We start from the raw sequence: 14,581 nt of genomic DNA on the forward strand, positions 1-14,581 counted from the left end.
TCATGGCCGACCCGGCCCACGCGGTGAGCAACCTGATCGCCTTCATGCACATCGACGACCTCATCGCGGCAGGTATCCCGGGCCTGGAGCCCGACAGCGCGTCCGTGCGCGCGAGAGTTGAGAACTCCTAGACGCTTGAGCGCCGGCTACGCGACCGGCACCCTGCGGGTGATCTGCCGGTACGCGTTCGAGGAGATGGCCACTGGGCCTCAGGTGAGAGGGACCTTGGGCTCATCGTCCCAGCCGGGCGGAGTGACGGTCCCGGACAGCCAGTCGCGACGCAGGATCGCATAGCCCACCGCGTCGTGCCGCGTGCCGTCCGGGGCCGGCCAGGCCTCCCGATAGTGCGCCTCCTTCGCGTACCCGCTCTTACGGAAGACCGCCCGCATCGCGTGATTGTCCTGACGAGTCGTGCCCTCGATCCGCAGCACGTCGGGCAGCTCGGTGAACAGGTAGCCGGTCAGCCAGGCCACCGCCGCCGCGCCGAGGCCGCGTCCGCGCCACGCTTGGCGTACCCGTAGGTCGAACATGGGGGTGTCGTCGGCGAGGTCCTGCAGCTTGACCAGCCCCGCCCGCTCGCCGTTCGCGAGCACCCAGAACGTGCGCGTCTCGCCGTCGTCGTAGCGGCCCTCGGCGGCGAACCGCAGCACGGTCTCGCGGTCCTGCCTGCCCGCGTGGTACGGCCACTCCTCACCGGCCAGGAAGTCGGCAAGCGCTTCTCCGTCGCCGGCGGAGATCCTCGAAAAGTCGATATGCATCCGTCGAGGATGATCGTCGGCCTTCGACCCCGTCAATCGGATTTCCCGGTCCCGGCTCGTCCGCCCACCGCCGGTTAGCGGAGAATCTCACGCGTACGACGGTTCATGATCGAAGAGGCGGGAGAGAAGCGTCCCTTGACCCGATTGCAGCACGTGGCCGTGCTCGAGCGGGATCCAGAAGCACTCGAACCGGATTGGCTCCCCCAGTCCGTCGTTCTCTTCCTGGCTGGCCCAGCGGTCGGGGGTTTCCTGGTGGAGGGCCAGCTGGAAGACGTGGCAGCGGTGGATCTCGGGACGGTACGGCGTGATGTCGTACTCGTACGTGCCGAGCTTCCTGACCACGGTGAAGTCACGCAGCCCCGTCTCCTCCCGCGCCTCCCGGAGCGCGGCTTGCTCAGGCTCCTCCCCGGGCTTGACGGTGCCGGCGGGCACCTGGATGCCGACCTCCTCGAAGCCGTAGTCCACGTGCCGGAAGACCAGGAGTCGCCCGTCCCGGACGATGTAGCAGAGCGCCTTGTCGCGAATCGCCTTGCTGATGGGCATGTTCGTCTCCTCGGCGAGAATGCGGCAGACGCGATCATAACGATCCCAGCCATGACGGCACTCGCATGAACCAACCACGGGCACCCTCGTCGTTGGCCCCGCCACGCGTGGTGGGGCCCGGATCGGCATTGACCTCGGCCTTCACCATGGAGGCAGATCGATTCCGGGAACGGAACCCGACATGTCATCTCAGCCCTGCAGAATGGTGAGCTCTCCCTCGTCAACGGGCTCCTCGAATCCAGCAAAATACTTGTTGAGGAGATCCTCGGACACGGTCACCGAGTTGGCCCCGTGCAGCTTGTTGCGCGCGGCGAGCCGCTGGCGCAGCGTTTCAGGGCTCGCCTTGAGATAGATGAGCTCCCACTGACATCCATGGCTCTCGATAAGGGCCTTGTAGCGGTCACGAGTCGACCGGCTCCAAAAGCTGTAGTCCAAGACCACCGGTCGGCCGGCTTCCATGAGCTCCACGAGCTGATTCCTCAAGATTTTCTCAACAGCAGTCTTGTGGCGCTCATATTCAGCCGGTTCGAACTCCGCCGCATCTCGACCGAACCGCATCCAGATCACTTCATCAATCGACAGCCGGACGTAGCCGCGCCGTTCCAGCGCCTGAGCGTAAGTCGACTTGCCTGACCCAGCGATCCCACACATCATCACGACGGACCGCGCCGACGGACCCTTTGAAAATTGTCCGTCTTCAACCCCATCAGCAATATGGCTCACGGCTGCGACCTTATCGCCACACTCGCGATCAAACCCCGCAGGCACGGGCACACCGACACCGGTGAGCGGCCACTAATCGCCCGGTCAGCCCTCGGAGACCGGCTCCTCCCAGTAGACCTCCACCACGTATCCATCCGGGTCGAGGCACTTGAAACTGTCAAGCCCGGGCTCCGACCACCGCTCCACGATCGGAACACCATCACGCTCAAGGAGAGCCAGGCGCCCGGCGACATCGGGCGTCGTGAACCCGAAGTGCGCGAAGTCGGGCAGCTTGCGGGGATCGGGGTCAGGGTGGAGGGCGAGATCGAACCCCTCCCCATCCCGGATGATCAAGGTTCCGTCCTCATACCTGCTCGCCGGGCCCGCATCGAAGCCGAAGTAGGTCTCGTAGAACCTGCGGGAGCGCTCGATGTCGCGTACGGCGAGAGCCAGATGATTCAGCCGCATGGCCCCAGACGGTAACCGGCGAGCGTCCACCACGTCGATGCAATTTCGAACTTGCGGAAGCCGGACCTGTCACGGTGCGGAACGGAGCTAAGGGTGCAGGCCGGAGCGGGCGGGCGATGGTGACGAAGACGACTCCCCCGGCCTGGTCCCTGCCGAGTGATCCCGATCGCCAGGCGAAGAGGCGCGGCGCACCATGAAGACGTCCACCGCGTCCTCGCTCTCGACCGTGAACCCGTGCCGCTCGTACAACCGGCGGGCCGAACTGCCCTGCAGCACGTTCAGCCGAACCACGGCGTCTTCGCGATCACACCGTTCCAACAACCTGCTCAGCACGGCAGAACCGATGCCTCTGCCCTGCGAACCCGGGTCCAGGTAGAAGTGCTCCAGCCAGTAGGCGGTTTTCGTCGGCCGCAGCGCCACACAGCCGGCCGGGGCGCCATCCACCTCGATCATCCACGTGTGCGCCGGCGTGAACCCGTCCCGCAACCGCTGCCGCACACGCTGCTCGTCGTACCGCCCGAGCCGCTCGAGATCCGGCTTCATCACCACGGCCCGCAACTCGGCTACCCCCTCGACGTCCGCCATCAAAGCCGGTCGAAGCTCCCAATCGGTCATGATCGTGATGTTATCGCCCTCGCTTCTGCCAGCCCCGGGAGGCTCCTATCAGGCGAACCGAGCAGTTGATCGTTTGTCAGACAGGGCGCGCCGGTCAGCCCGCGACGGGGCGTCTCCATGGCGAAGGAAGGGAGCTCCACGAGATGAAGAACCGACTCACGGCTTCTCATGCTCCTAGCGGGTGGAACGTGGGATGGAATGTCGGCCGTCCGGCCTCCACAACTCGCCTGCCTGACACCCTCTTGATTCAAGAAAGGGACGAGAGCACCTGTCGCCGGTCAAAGAATCCGATGACCGACGGCGCTTTCTGCGGCGCGCTGAAGGCGATAGCGCACGTTGCTTCGGCGATCGGGGCTTGGGATCACGCTCTAGGCATGCGATCATCAAGCTCGTGACATCTACCAGAACGGGCCATGCCGCGTAGGCGCCCTTCTGAGGTCCGTACGCGACGACCAGCGTGCGGGACCCACAGAGCTTTGATCCATCATGTCCCCGGACTCGGCCGCCGCCCTATGGCGGCGGTGATCGCTCTTGAGCACACCCGGATGTGGCCGGGCGCGGTGACGGCGGCCTTGGCGGCATGGCAGGAGGCGGCCCTTGTTGGGACCGCGGACCGCCTCCTCTGTCGGTGCGAGTGCGATGAGTGCAGCGGAGATGCGCCCCGCTGGCGACTTCACCAGGCTCTCGTCGCCTTACCGGCGTGGGCCAGACCACATCTGTTCGCCTTGGTCCTGCCCGTCGACCGGTATTACCTACGTCGAACCTCACCAGCTCTGCCCGCGTCGCCTGATTCTGATTGGGCGTGGTGGCAGCGACGGCGCCTGTGGAGATCGGAGCCCGGCCCCATCGCGCTCTGGTCCTCGTCCGGGCCGGAATCTCTCAGAAGTGTGGTGCCCAGCCGGGACTGATCGCGGTGCCCGGGCCGAACTGGTTGCCGCCCTTGCCGTTCCAGACGGTCAGGGCTCCGGTCTCGCTGTGCACGGCGCCTATGTCGGTCCTGCCGTCCTGGTTGACGTCGCCCAGCGACATCAACGTGCCCTCGTACGGGCTCCAGCCGCCCCCCAGCTCGATGGCACTGGTGAAGTTGTTGGCGCCCTGGCCGTTCCAGACATGCAACGTGTGGCTGTCCTTCTTGACCGCCGCCAGGTCGCCGATGCCGTCACCGTTGAAGTCGCCCGCGATCGGCCGGGAGAAGGCGGCCCAGCCAGGGCCGATCGCGTCGCCCGGGCCGAACTGGTTGCCGCCCTTACCGTTCCAGACGGTCAGCGTCCCGGTGGCGGCTGAGAAGAGGTCGCCCACGCCGTCGGCGTTGAAGTCCGGGGTGGCCGACGCAGTCATCCCGGCGCCGTGCGGGTTCTGTGCGTGGGTGAGGGTCTCCCAGCCCAGGAAGTGTGACACCCTGGCGGGGCGGTTCTGCTCGACCCACTGCTTGGCGTAGGGCATGTCGTCGTAGCCGAGCCGGTGGTGCAGCGCGTTGTAGCCGACCTCGAAGTGGTCCCCGAGGTCCTTGGTGACCTTGCCGCCGCACAGCCACGACGGCACCGTCCCGCCCAGTTGCAGGCGAGCGTGGAAGTCCATGGCGAATCGCAGCCGGTGCTTGGCCACGGCGTACAGGTCCACGCCCTGGTGGCGGGCCGTCTCGGCGACGTGGGAGATGGCCGCGAGACCCCATCCGGTGTGCCAGAAGTCCCGGCAGGTCTCCTGGGTCAGGCCGTCCACGAACGTGGTCTGCCCCTTCCAGTATTTGATGATCTCGGCTTTGGTGTCGTACTGGCTGTTCGGCGGTGCCTTGGGGTAGGAGCCGTCCGTCTTGAGGTAGATGTAGGCGGGCAGCCTGCCGCGCCAGGTCGTGATCGCCCGGTCGAAGGAGGCGCGGTCGTCCAGGTGCACGGCGATGCCGATGGCGGCATCGGTCATGATCAGTTCCCAGTTGCCGTTGTTGTTGGGCCTTCCGGCGATCAGGGTCGGGAGGTACACGGTGCGTAGCTTGCCGGCGAACCGGCCGGCCTGAGTCCAGCCGGTGTAGGTGTGCTTGATGAGCTCGGCGGCGCGGGAGAAGTTGGCGCCAGCCCAGCCGGTCTGCAGTGGCGCGTTGTCCCCGGTGTGTTTGGTGATCACGGCGGACCAGGCGTCCATGATCTGGATCGCCTTCTTGGCGTAGCGGGAGTCCTTGGTGAGGTACCACTGCAGGGCGTGCGTGTAGGCCGCCATGGCGTCTTTGCGTTCGTCCGAGCAGCCGTTGTCGGGATTCGACGACGGGCCGCAATTCACCTCGGCGCGGGGCTTGACCGTATACGACAGCGAGGCAAAGGAATGGCTTCGCAGGGCGTTCCAGGCGGACTTCCACGGCTCGTTGCCGAGGTTGGCTCTGACGAAGTCGAGCTGAGCGCGGCTGACCAGGACGCCTGGATGCTTGAACACGGCCGCCTGGGCAGGTTGTTGCGGCACGGCTAAGGCGGCGGCCACGAGCATGGTGACCGCAAGAGGACGAGCGAGACGCACGGGCTTCCTTCCAAGATCCGGACGCCCATTTCGCCAGCCGCCGGCTCAGCTGTCAAGGAATTCGTGCCGTGGACATAGGCCGATATACCCGCCGCATACCGCACCTACGGTTGGACCCCATGCATGCCGATCCAAGCGCGTTCGCATGGCGGTTGCGGTGGGAGAGCGGCGAGGTCAGCGTGACGGAGACCAGGAAGATCTCCTGGATCGTACAGACCGCTGTCTCACTGCTCGTGCGCTCCAGCCGCCACGGCGCTGGACAAGATCAAGACGCAGAGGCTCGTGATGGCGTTGCTTCTCACAGGGGGCTTCGGCGCTCACAGCTGGTTCTTGATGGGTTCCGGCGTGTCCGGGACGGGCTGCGCGAGGTAGGCCGCCACCTCGACGGGGGTCAGGAGGCGGGCCTCGCGAAGCAGGTCGAGCGACTCTCGCCAGGAGGTCCACGCCTCCTCCCGTCGTCCCAGGTCGTGCAGGGTGTGGCCGAGCCACCAGCAGGACACGGCGGTGTAGAGCGTCAAGCCGACCTCACGCTGGAGCTTGATGGCGTGGCGGTATTCCTCTACGGCCTCGACGAGCATGCCGTTGGCCCGGTAGGCGTCGGCGAGGGTGTCGCGGGCGATGCCGAGGCTCCCGGTGTCGTCCAGTTCCTCCGTCATGGCCAGGACGTGCCGTGCTTCCTCGACGGCTTCCCCGAATCTCCCCTGACGGTAGTAGACGTGCACCTGGTTGTTGCGGACGTAGGACTCGTGGTCCCTGCGGCCGGTACGCTCGATGATGGCGAGCGCACGCTCCAGCGCGGCCAGGGCGTCGTCATAGCGGCCCATCATGGCGTAGGTGGTCCCGAGGTCGTTGTACATCCCCGCCTTCCGGTCCGGCAGCCCGGCCCGGTCCCAGCAGGCCAGCCCCTCCTCCAGCTGGTTCAGGGACTCCCCGAAGCGTCCGAGTTGCTGGTGGACGGAGCCGAGCCCCTGGTGCAGGCGCGCCTTGGCGGCCCAGTCCTCCAACTCGGCGGCACTTCGCAAGGCCTTCTCGCTCATCTCGACAAGCTCGGAGAACCAACCCCGCCGGTCGAACAGCCACTGGGTGACGTTCGCGAGAACGGCCGCCGTCTGATCGGTGGAGTCGCTGGCCGCCTGGCGGACCGCGGCCAGCAGGTTGTCCCGTTCACGCTCGACCCACTCGTTCGCGGCCTCCGCGGTGGTGATCTCCTCCCCAGGCTGTTCGGCGGGGAAGTGGCCGAAGTCCGCGGCGCGGCCACTCTCCATGCTTTCAGCCTGAATCGCCGTGGCCAGGTAGTGGTGCAGAACGCGGCGGACCGCGCTTGCCCCCTCCTCCGCGGCAACCTCCTGTTCCCGGGCGTAGAGGCGGACCAGGTCGTGGAACTGGTACCGGTCAGGCCCTGCGGGTTCGAGGAGCCGGGCGTCCAGGAGGCGTTCCAGGGCGGCCTCTGCGCGGTGTTCCGGCCAGCCGGCCAGGGCGGCGGTGGCGGCGGGGGTGTGTGTGGGCAGTTCAAGCAGGCCGAGCAGGGCCAGTAGGTGAGCGGCGTCCCGCCAGGCCGGCTCCTCGCGTAGGTGCTGGTGGCTGACCGCGATACCGGCGCGCACGGCCAGGTCGGCGTACTCCAGCAGATCCAGGCGCCGGGTGGCGTCGGCGAGCCGTATCGCCAGATCGGAAATCGCTCGGTCGGGGCGGGCCGCCAGCCGGGCGCCCGCGATCCGGAGCGCGAGCGGGAAGCCGCCGCAGAGCCGTACGATCTCCGCCGTCGCCTCCGGCTCGGCACGTACCCGGTCGGCACCGACGACGCGGGTGAGCAGCGCGGCCGCGTCGGAGTCGTCGAGCGTGCCGAGGTGCAGGTGATGGGCGTTGTCCAGGACGGCGAGCGGGTCGCGGCTGGTGATGAGGACCCGGCAGCCCGCCCCACCTGGGATGAGAGGGCGGACCTGACGTACGTCTCGGGCGTTGTCGAGGATCACCAGCAGGTTGCACGTCGCGGTGAGCGATCGGTAGCGGGCGGCGGCCTCACTGGGGTCGGCGGGTATGGCAGTGCCGTCGAGGCCCAGCGAGCGCAGCAAGTGGCGCAGCGCTTCGATCGACGTCAGTGGGGCAAGCCCGGCGGTGGAGCCGTGCAGGTTGACGTAGACAACGCCGTCGGTGAAGCGGCCGCTGACGGCATGCGCTACGTGTACGGCGAGCGCTGACTTGCCGATGCCGCCGGGACCGTCGATCACCGTGATCACGGAACCGCCGCCCGTGACGAGGGCGGCTCGCAGCCGCTCCATCTCCGTGGCCCGGGCGGTGAACGCCTGCGTGTCTCCGGGAAGCTCGGCGGGCACGACCGGCTCGGCCAGCGTGACGTCCTGCGCCGGGGCACTGAGGTCGAGCACCGGGTCGCGGATGAGGATGGCCTGGTGGAGGCGGCGCAGCTCGTTGCTGGGTTCGATGCCCAACTCCTCCACCATGACCCGGCGGGTGTCCTGGTAGACGGCCAGCGCCTCGGAAGATCGCGCGTCGCGGTACAGGGCGAGCATGAGCTGGGCGGCGGGCCGCTCGCGCAGCGGGTGAGCCTTGACGTGCGCGGCGAGTTCGGCGGCCACGGCGCGGTGGTCCCCGGCGGCTAGCCGTAAATCGACGTGCTCTTCCAGAACGGCGAGCCGTTCCTCCTCCAACCGGCCGGCCTCGATCCTCGCCCATGACGCGTCCACCTCGGCCAGCGCCGGCCCTCGCCACAGCCCGAGCGCCTGGCGGAACAGCGCGTCGGCGGTCGCTGTCGCGTCCTGGGCGCGGGCGGCGCGCGCCCGCAGGGCCAGCTTGGTGAACAGGTGCGCATCGACGCGGTCCCGGTTGAGGGTGAGCCGGTAAGCGCCGGGGACCGTCTCGATGATGTCCTCACCGCCGTGGGGAACAAGCGTCTCTCGGAGCTTGGAGATCACGATGTGGAGCTGCTTCGCCGCGGTCGCCGCCGAACTGCCCGCCCACACGTCGGAGATGATGCGGTCGGCGTGGACGGCCTGGCCTGTGTCCAGAGCGAGCCTGGCGAGCACCCCGATCCGCCGCTGCCCGGCCAGCTTGACCACATGGTCATCCGTCGTGATCTGCCACGGACCGAGGAACCTGATCTCCAGACCCATGCGGAGCGCTCCCATTCGTCACCGGATCTAGAAGCGTAACGATGTCTTGATACGTCGAAGGCATGTTTTCGGGCCATTTTCACCTGGCTCGTCGACGTCTGAAACGTTCACCCGCCGCTTGGCTTCGCGGTGTTCTTGTCCTGAATCGTCCGAAGGGTATGCCTGAACCAGACACCGCTGTACCCGCGCGCCTTCCGAGATCAGGGGCTACCAGCGTGGATCCTCAGCGATCGTTTAGGGCCAGGTGCCCGCCCTCGCCGATGAACCGGCCGAAAGTATGATCTTGGGTGCTGCGGACCCTGCTTTCGACCGGTGCCGTCCCCCTGGGTGGCCCTGCAGGATGGGGCGCCATGCCACGCGAAGATCTCCCCCAGGAATCGCCTCCCAAGGGCCCGGCCAGCCATCCTGGCCACCGTCTCCCGAACGACGGGCCCGCAGCCACCTCACCCGATCGGCCTCAGACCGCCGAGCATGCGTCCAGCCAGCCCCAGACCGCTGCGCTCTCCCCGGGTCGGCACCGGATCATCGCGCTCGACGTGCTGCGCGGGTTCGCGCTGTGCGAGATCCTGCTCGCCAACATCCAGCTCATGGCCACCGGCAGGTCCTCCGTCGTGGCGCAGCCCATGGGCGACTGGGACCCCTGGCTCGGACTGCCGATCTTCTCCCTGCTGTTCGGCATCGGCTTCGCGCTGCTGCTGGACTCCGCCGCGAGCCGCGTCCTCCGCCCACGCCTGGTCCTGCTGCGCAGGCTCGGGGCGCTGCTCGCGATCGGCCTCGTCCACATGCTGCTATGGCCGGGCGAGATCCTGACCAACTACGCCGTCGTCGGCATACTGGTACTGCTGCCCTCCACCTGGCTGCCGCGGTGGGCCCTGGCCGGCCTCGCCGCCGCACTCATCCCGGCGGCGCTGATCTTCGGCGGGGGCGGGCCCCTGCTGATCGCCGGGCTATTCCTGCTGGGCTCGGCACTGGTCCGCTACGGAGTGATCGAGAAGATCGAGCGGTCCACCCGAGGGCCGCTCCTGCTGGGCCTGGTCTTCGCGGCGGGACTGGCCTCTGCCCTGTGGGTACAGGCCAGCATGCGGGCCGTGGGGGCCACGACGTACCTGTCTTCCACGTCCAGCCTTGCCGATCTGCTGCTCGTCGGTGTGTACGTGTGCGGCCTGCTGGTCCTGCTCAGAACGCCGCTGCGACCAGCGCTGCACTTCGTCTTCGCGCCACTGGGCCGGATGGCACTGACCAGTTATCTGACCGCCACACTCCTCGTTCTGGTGGCCAGTCGCATCCTCGGCCTGCCGATCGACCAATCCTTGACTGCGGCGTACTGGACTGCGGGAGCCATCCTGGCGGCCCAGTGGCTGTTCTCCGCCCTCTGGCTGCGTCGCTACCGCCAGGGCCCCATCGAGTGGCTCTGGCGCTGGGCGACCTGGGCGCACCGCTCATCCCTGCGCATCCCCACGAGCTGAGCCCATCACCTTGACAACCGGAGACACAGGAGGCGGGGCCGTGAGCAGTCGGCGCGTCACCAATCGCGGGTCGCGACCAACTCTTCCACGTCCGCGTCGGCGAACCCGTAGGCCGACGCCACAAACCAGAAGTCCTCAGCGATCACCTCGCGCGCCACGGTCTCGATCTCGCTGCCGGCCGCCTCGAACTCGGCCTCCAACTCGTTGAACTTCTCCGTCGCCGCATGAGTGAGGGCGTACAGCGCCGCGAGGTCCGACGGCCGTTCGGCCTCGATGCGCTCGCACAGGCGCAGCAGAATCTCTCTGCCCTTGTCAACAACGTGGTCGGGGTAATAGCCGTCCTCGTACATGCCCTTGAGGAACGCGTGGCCGGCTATCTGCTGGTTGGTGGGCGGCACGCTGATCTCCTGTTCGCCGTGATCCGGTGAGCCGATGCTGCACCACGTCACCGACATCGAAGGCTTGCTCGTCGCTCCGGCGGACGATGGCGGCGTGGAGTGCGCTGGCCGATGGCCACGCGGTTGCCGCACGCCTATCTATTGGGCCATTACAGGGCAGGAGGACGATCCGCCTGGCCTGCTCGTTCCCGCCGGACAATCGCCAATCGAACCCGCGCTGTCAGCTTGGGAACTGCAACGATTACTCGACGTCGCGGCTCTGAGCTGGGAGGGAGATCGGTCTCAAGTGACCGTGATTGACCCCTCGTCATCGGGGTTAACGGCCCGGCAATGGCCCGACAAATAGAGCCCTGACCTTGGAGGCTCGTAATGGGTACGCTGATCGTCATGGGAGACGGTGAGGCATTTCTGCGGCTGGAGGATGTAGCGTCGGCGTTAGAGACGACTCTCACCGCCCTGAGGGGTGTGGGGACCGACCCGATGTACCGCGTGGGTGGCACAGGTGCCGCTCTACTGCAAGGTGTTCATCTTCCTGTCGGGGATGTTGACCTCTTAGTGGCTCGGCGGAAGGACGTGGACGCGTTCGCTGCCGCCCTTTCGTCTTTCCCCTGCCTGTATACGGCATCTTGGCTCCCCGAGAGTTCGCAGTATTTCGCTAGGTACGAGGTGAACGGGGTCCATGTAGAGATCAGCACGGTTGAGCAGGAGACCGACTCCGATGGGATGGAGTGCATTGGCCGTGGCCCGTGGCAACACTACGTCTTGATCAGGTGTGGCTCGCATCGCGTTCCTGTCGTGCGCCTGGAACTGCGGTTGGCCACAGAACTCTTGCGTGATCGGCCCGATCGATACGAACCTCTCCTCGACCACATGGCGGCGCACGGGTTCGATGCAGATCTTCTGCATAGGGCTATGACTGCTCGCGGTCTTTCGATGGAACGCCAGCGCTTGGTCAACGACCGCCTGGCCCATTCCCCTCCCCGCTCCCGATAGCTGCCAGGGACGGGCGACTCGCGCCCGTGATTCTGGTCAAGGGTGGCGCTTGCGCCATCGCGTATCGCTGCCTGCCACCACGGTGCTCGGTGGGGTGGCAATCCCGGTCGGAGCTGTCGGTTGGTACGGCGGGGCCGGCGTGTGGTGCCGGCCCGGTATCCCGTCGCAGTCCGGGACCGGCCCCAGGCCGCATGCCCGGACGGAGGGCCCGGCGTGCGGCGGCAGCGCCGCGCCGCCTCGATACCTACAAGAACAACTCGATACTTACAAGAACATCTCGGCAGAACAAGGCGGAGACAGCTCGCTGTGTCTCGTTGCCTTGCGGGCTTCTGCGATGAGTTCAACGAGGTCGGCCACGCGCTTGGGGCGGGCGGCGATGGTCGCGTGGGCGGTCATGCTGTGCGGGCTGCCGCCGATGTCGACCACGGTGGCTCCGGCCTCGCGGACGACGCCGGCGGCGGTGTCACATGGGTTGTTGCTGAGCATGATGTTGGCGTCGATCCTGCCGTCCGCTACCCAGGCCAGATCAAGTGCGGCTGAGCCGAACATCCGTATGCGTTGCGTCACGGCACCCCCTTCCTCACGCGGCGGTGACGGCCCGAAACTCCACCGGCGCGGAGACGTCACCGTGCATCACCACCTCGATCTCCAACGCCGCCGCCAATCGCACCATCAGTGGAATCGTCGGCATGTGCGCTCCACCCTCCAGGCGGGAGACTTGCGGCTGCGTCATGCCCGCCCGCTCGGCCAGCTCCATCTGGGACAGGCCCAGCTCGATCCGGCGGCGGTAGACAGCCGCGCCGAGTTCCTGCCCCAGGCGTGCCTCCTCCACCATCGCGGCGTACTCGGGACTCACCTCCTCACCGGCAAGCCGCTTGGCCTTGATCGTCTTCCACTTGCTATGCCCGGCCATCCCTTCAGCTCCTTCCCTCGTAGATCCGATGCGCGACGCCGTGCTCCAAGCCACCGGCCATGCACTCGGCCATCGCCTTGCGGGCGCGCTCCACATCGCGCGGCTGCCTGTCCCGCGTCTTGTAGAAGGCGGTCAGCAACACCACCCGGCGACCTTCCGCCAGCCAGTAGGTGAGGCGCACCGAGTGGTGTGCGATATCGAAACGCAACTCCCACAACCCGTCACCCAAGTCGCGAGCATGACCGTACGGCATCCGATCGCCGAACTCAGCGAGCCGTTCGACGGCGGCCTCGACAGCAGCATGATCCCGGTCGGACAGAGTGTCCAGCCAAGCCTCCACCGCTGGCTCCAGCTCGATGTCGAACAACTCTTCACTCATGCAACACAGTATATATGCCAAGCTTTGCATAGCCCGATTTGTGCAAGGCGCGGCAACCATACGAGATGTGGGCAATCTGATGTCGGGGACCAGGTAGACGTCAAGGGCGTGCTCTCGCCGGCGGCTCGTCGACTGCCACGACTGGGAGCGGTCCATCTGCTTGCAAGGTCCCCAAACGATCTCCAGGGTCGTTCACGTGTTCGCCGCGCTGGTTGCCAGACCTTCGGCTATTCAGGCCCCTCATCTCAGTTCCTGGTCGTCCGTTCGGGTGGCTCCCAAGGTGGCTCCCAGAAAGCCTGGTGGATCACTTGCTTGCAAAGACGCACGCCGATCTTGCTCGATCTGTGGAGACGCAGCTCACAGCGCTGATCGCGTTACCCGTGACCCCTCGCTATTCCTCCTCGTTTCCCGCCCCATCGGGCGCGCGACGGGCACGACGGCAGGAACGCGTGGCCGGCTATCTGCTGGTTGGTGGGTGGCACGCTGATCTCCAGTTCGCCATGATCCGGTGTGCCGATACTGCACCACGTCACCGACATCGAAGGCTTGCTCGTCGCTCCGGCGGACGATGGCGGCGTGGAGTGCGCTGGCCGATGGCCACACGGTTGCCGCACGCCTATCTAATGGGCCACTACAGGGCACGAGGACGATCCGCCTGGCCTGCTCGTTCCCGCCGGATAATCGCCAGGCCACGCGCAGATCAACAAGCCTAGACAAGATTAAAGCCCAGGCACCGAATCCCCCGGTCCACCTGGGCTTTCGCACTGAGACCGGGTGACATGAGAGCGGGTGACCGAACCCGGGCTGTCAGCTTGGGAACTGCATCGATCAGGGCCCGATGAATCGCTGCCGGGCAGAGTGCCGACCCTGAGTGACCGTGGTCGACCCCATCGTCACCCGTCGCAATGGCCCGCTAATAGCCCGCGATCGCCCCCCGTAACAGGGTGTTTCTCGCGTGACCTTGGTGCTGGAACTAATCCGCCCACCGGGAGCCCCGTGGCCGTCATGCCACAGAAGCAGCTCCTTCATCCCAGCCCGCGCAGAGGATTCGTACGGTCGCTGTCCCGGAAGCAAAGCCAGTGACCCTCGTTTGTAAGGGGAGCGCTTAGCTCTTGCCGGTGCGCAACCCAACCGACGGAGACCCTAGATGCTAACAAGGCGGTCGCGGCGCGGCGGGTGGATCCGAGGGAGGATAGAGGGCATGAGCGGGCCTACTGGCAAGTATTCGATCACCATGCCGCGCGACATCGCCGAGGCCGCCCGGTCCCGGAGCGGCCCTTCCGGCTTGTCCGCCTACGTCGCCGCCGCTGCCGCGCGCCAGATCGAGCGCGACAACCTTAACGAACTCATCCAGGTCGCCGAGGCTGAGCACGGCCCCCTCACCGACGACGAGGTCCAGGCACTGCGCGACCAACTCCACCAGGCCCGGCGGGGACAGGCCAATGGTGGACCGGCCGCATGACCCGTTCTCCCGCTGCTCCCGGCGGCACCCTTGTCCTCGACGGCGAGGGACTGGCCAAGGCCGTCCTGCGCGACCGGTCGGTCACCGCATGGCTCGCTCTCGCCCGTGCTGACGACCTTCGCGTCGTCACCTCTGCCGCCACCCTCGTCGAGGTGGTTCACCCCCACGTCAACCGGCCGGCCTCGGTTGATAGTCGATCCGGATGATCGGGGCGTGTAGCGATTGCTGAAGGGCGAGTCACTACCCTTCCTCCT

The 14,581-nt window shown here is 66.8% G+C and carries 15 protein-coding genes; 4 read left to right on the forward strand and 11 right to left on the reverse strand.

The window, feature by feature from the left end; translation table 11 throughout:
* The first annotated feature begins 2 nt into the window (after positions 1 to 2).
* Positions 3 to 131: a hypothetical protein gene (locus OHA25_RS01925; RefSeq protein ID WP_327585909.1), complete on the forward strand. Its 129-nt coding sequence runs from the start codon at positions 3 to 5 to the stop codon at positions 129 to 131.
* Between the two features lie 78 nt (positions 132 to 209).
* Here the strand turns inward: OHA25_RS01925 and OHA25_RS01930 are convergent, their stop codons facing one another.
* From OHA25_RS01930 to OHA25_RS01960, 7 genes are all read right to left on the reverse strand, one after another.
* On the reverse strand, positions 210 to 758 hold the full coding sequence (locus OHA25_RS01930) for a GNAT family N-acetyltransferase (protein WP_327585910.1): 549 nt from the start codon (positions 756 to 758) through the stop codon (positions 210 to 212).
* 87 nt (positions 759 to 845) lie between these two features.
* Positions 846 to 1,301 carry an NUDIX hydrolase gene (locus OHA25_RS01935; RefSeq protein ID WP_327585911.1) on the reverse strand — a complete coding sequence of 152 codons (456 nt, stop codon included), beginning with the start codon at positions 1,299 to 1,301 and terminating at the stop codon, positions 846 to 848.
* A gap of 189 nt (positions 1,302 to 1,490) precedes the next feature.
* The gene (locus tag OHA25_RS01940) at positions 1,491 to 2,024 is read right to left on the reverse strand and encodes an AAA family ATPase (RefSeq protein WP_327585912.1); all 534 of its coding nucleotides are present in this window, start codon (positions 2,022 to 2,024) and stop codon (positions 1,491 to 1,493) included.
* A gap of 84 nt (positions 2,025 to 2,108) precedes the next feature.
* On the reverse strand, positions 2,109 to 2,471 hold the full coding sequence (locus OHA25_RS01945; protein ID WP_327585913.1) for a VOC family protein: 363 nt from the start codon (positions 2,469 to 2,471) through the stop codon (positions 2,109 to 2,111).
* Between the two features lie 87 nt (positions 2,472 to 2,558).
* Positions 2,559 to 3,086, reverse strand: coding sequence for a GNAT family N-acetyltransferase (locus tag OHA25_RS01950; protein WP_327585914.1), 528 nt, complete (start codon positions 3,084 to 3,086; stop codon positions 2,559 to 2,561).
* An 879-nt stretch (positions 3,087 to 3,965) separates the two neighbouring features.
* Positions 3,966 to 5,588 carry an alginate lyase family protein gene (locus OHA25_RS01955; RefSeq protein WP_327585915.1) on the reverse strand — a complete coding sequence of 541 codons (1,623 nt, stop codon included), beginning with the start codon at positions 5,586 to 5,588 and terminating at the stop codon, positions 3,966 to 3,968.
* A gap of 317 nt (positions 5,589 to 5,905) precedes the next feature.
* On the reverse strand, positions 5,906 to 8,716 hold the full coding sequence (locus OHA25_RS01960) for an AfsR/SARP family transcriptional regulator (RefSeq protein WP_327585916.1): 2,811 nt from the start codon (positions 8,714 to 8,716) through the stop codon (positions 5,906 to 5,908).
* Positions 8,717 to 9,066: 350 nt separating this feature from the next.
* Here OHA25_RS01960 and OHA25_RS01965 point away from each other — a divergent pair, with 350 nt between their 5' ends.
* Positions 9,067 to 10,182 carry a DUF418 domain-containing protein gene (locus OHA25_RS01965; RefSeq protein ID WP_327585917.1) on the forward strand — a complete coding sequence of 372 codons (1,116 nt, stop codon included), beginning with the start codon at positions 9,067 to 9,069 and terminating at the stop codon, positions 10,180 to 10,182.
* Between the two features lie 56 nt (positions 10,183 to 10,238).
* Here the strand turns inward: OHA25_RS01965 and OHA25_RS01970 are convergent, their stop codons facing one another.
* The 4 genes from OHA25_RS01970 to OHA25_RS01985 all read right to left on the reverse strand — a co-directional run bounded on the left by OHA25_RS01970 (position 10,239) and on the right by OHA25_RS01985 (position 12,865).
* On the reverse strand, positions 10,239 to 10,637 hold the full coding sequence (locus OHA25_RS01970) for a DUF5713 family protein (protein WP_327585918.1): 399 nt from the start codon (positions 10,635 to 10,637) through the stop codon (positions 10,239 to 10,241).
* 1,200 nt (positions 10,638 to 11,837) lie between these two features.
* Complete coding sequence (locus OHA25_RS01975) at positions 11,838 to 12,140, reverse strand: inositol monophosphatase family protein (RefSeq protein ID WP_327585919.1); 303 nt, start codon at positions 12,138 to 12,140, stop codon at positions 11,838 to 11,840.
* 13 nt (positions 12,141 to 12,153) lie between these two features.
* Positions 12,154 to 12,486: a helix-turn-helix domain-containing protein gene (locus tag OHA25_RS01980; RefSeq protein ID WP_327585920.1), complete on the reverse strand. Its 333-nt coding sequence runs from the start codon at positions 12,484 to 12,486 to the stop codon at positions 12,154 to 12,156.
* Positions 12,487 to 12,490: 4 nt separating this feature from the next.
* Positions 12,491 to 12,865 (reverse strand): type II toxin-antitoxin system RelE/ParE family toxin, encoded by a 375-nt coding sequence (locus tag OHA25_RS01985; protein WP_327585921.1) that lies wholly within the window; start codon positions 12,863 to 12,865, stop codon positions 12,491 to 12,493.
* 1,201 nt (positions 12,866 to 14,066) lie between these two features.
* Between OHA25_RS01985 and OHA25_RS01990 the strand changes: the two genes are divergently transcribed.
* Entirely contained in the window at positions 14,067 to 14,327 is a 261-nt protein-coding gene (locus OHA25_RS01990; protein WP_327585922.1) for a CopG family transcriptional regulator, read from the forward strand.
* On the forward strand, positions 14,324 to 14,533 hold the full coding sequence (locus OHA25_RS01995; protein WP_327585923.1) for a hypothetical protein: 210 nt from the start codon (positions 14,324 to 14,326) through the stop codon (positions 14,531 to 14,533). Before OHA25_RS01990 ends, OHA25_RS01995 begins: the two co-directional genes overlap by 4 nt.
* Positions 14,534 to 14,581: the final 48 nt, after the last annotated feature.

Source organism: Nonomuraea sp. NBC_00507 (genome assembly GCF_036013525.1).
In the GTDB taxonomy this organism is placed as follows: Bacteria; Actinomycetota; Actinomycetes; order Streptosporangiales; family Streptosporangiaceae; genus Nonomuraea.

Bases quoted from the DNA above. Each gene is read 5' to 3' on its own strand.
- OHA25_RS01925 (WP_327585909.1), top strand. From the start codon at position 3: ATGGCCGACCCGGCCCACGCGGTGAGCAACCTGATCGCCTTCATGCAC.
- OHA25_RS01930 (WP_327585910.1), bottom strand. From the start codon at position 758: ATGCATATCGACTTTTCGAGGATCTCCGCCGGCGACGGAGAAGCGCTT.
- OHA25_RS01935 (WP_327585911.1), bottom strand. From the start codon at position 1,301: ATGCCCATCAGCAAGGCGATTCGCGACAAGGCGCTCTGCTACATCGTC.
- OHA25_RS01945 (WP_327585913.1), bottom strand. From the start codon at position 2,471: ATGCGGCTGAATCATCTGGCTCTCGCCGTACGCGACATCGAGCGCTCC.
- OHA25_RS01950 (WP_327585914.1), bottom strand. From the start codon at position 3,086: ATGACCGATTGGGAGCTTCGACCGGCTTTGATGGCGGACGTCGAGGGG.
- OHA25_RS01960 (WP_327585916.1), bottom strand. From the start codon at position 8,716: ATGGGTCTGGAGATCAGGTTCCTCGGTCCGTGGCAGATCACGACGGAT.
- OHA25_RS01965 (WP_327585917.1), top strand. From the start codon at position 9,067: ATGCCACGCGAAGATCTCCCCCAGGAATCGCCTCCCAAGGGCCCGGCC.
- OHA25_RS01970 (WP_327585918.1), bottom strand. From the start codon at position 10,637: ATGTCGGTGACGTGGTGCAGCATCGGCTCACCGGATCACGGCGAACAG.
- OHA25_RS01980 (WP_327585920.1), bottom strand. From the start codon at position 12,486: ATGGCCGGGCATAGCAAGTGGAAGACGATCAAGGCCAAGCGGCTTGCC.
- OHA25_RS01985 (WP_327585921.1), bottom strand. From the start codon at position 12,865: ATGAGTGAAGAGTTGTTCGACATCGAGCTGGAGCCAGCGGTGGAGGCT.
- OHA25_RS01990 (WP_327585922.1), top strand. From the start codon at position 14,067: ATGAGCGGGCCTACTGGCAAGTATTCGATCACCATGCCGCGCGACATC.
- OHA25_RS01995 (WP_327585923.1), top strand. From the start codon at position 14,324: ATGACCCGTTCTCCCGCTGCTCCCGGCGGCACCCTTGTCCTCGACGGC.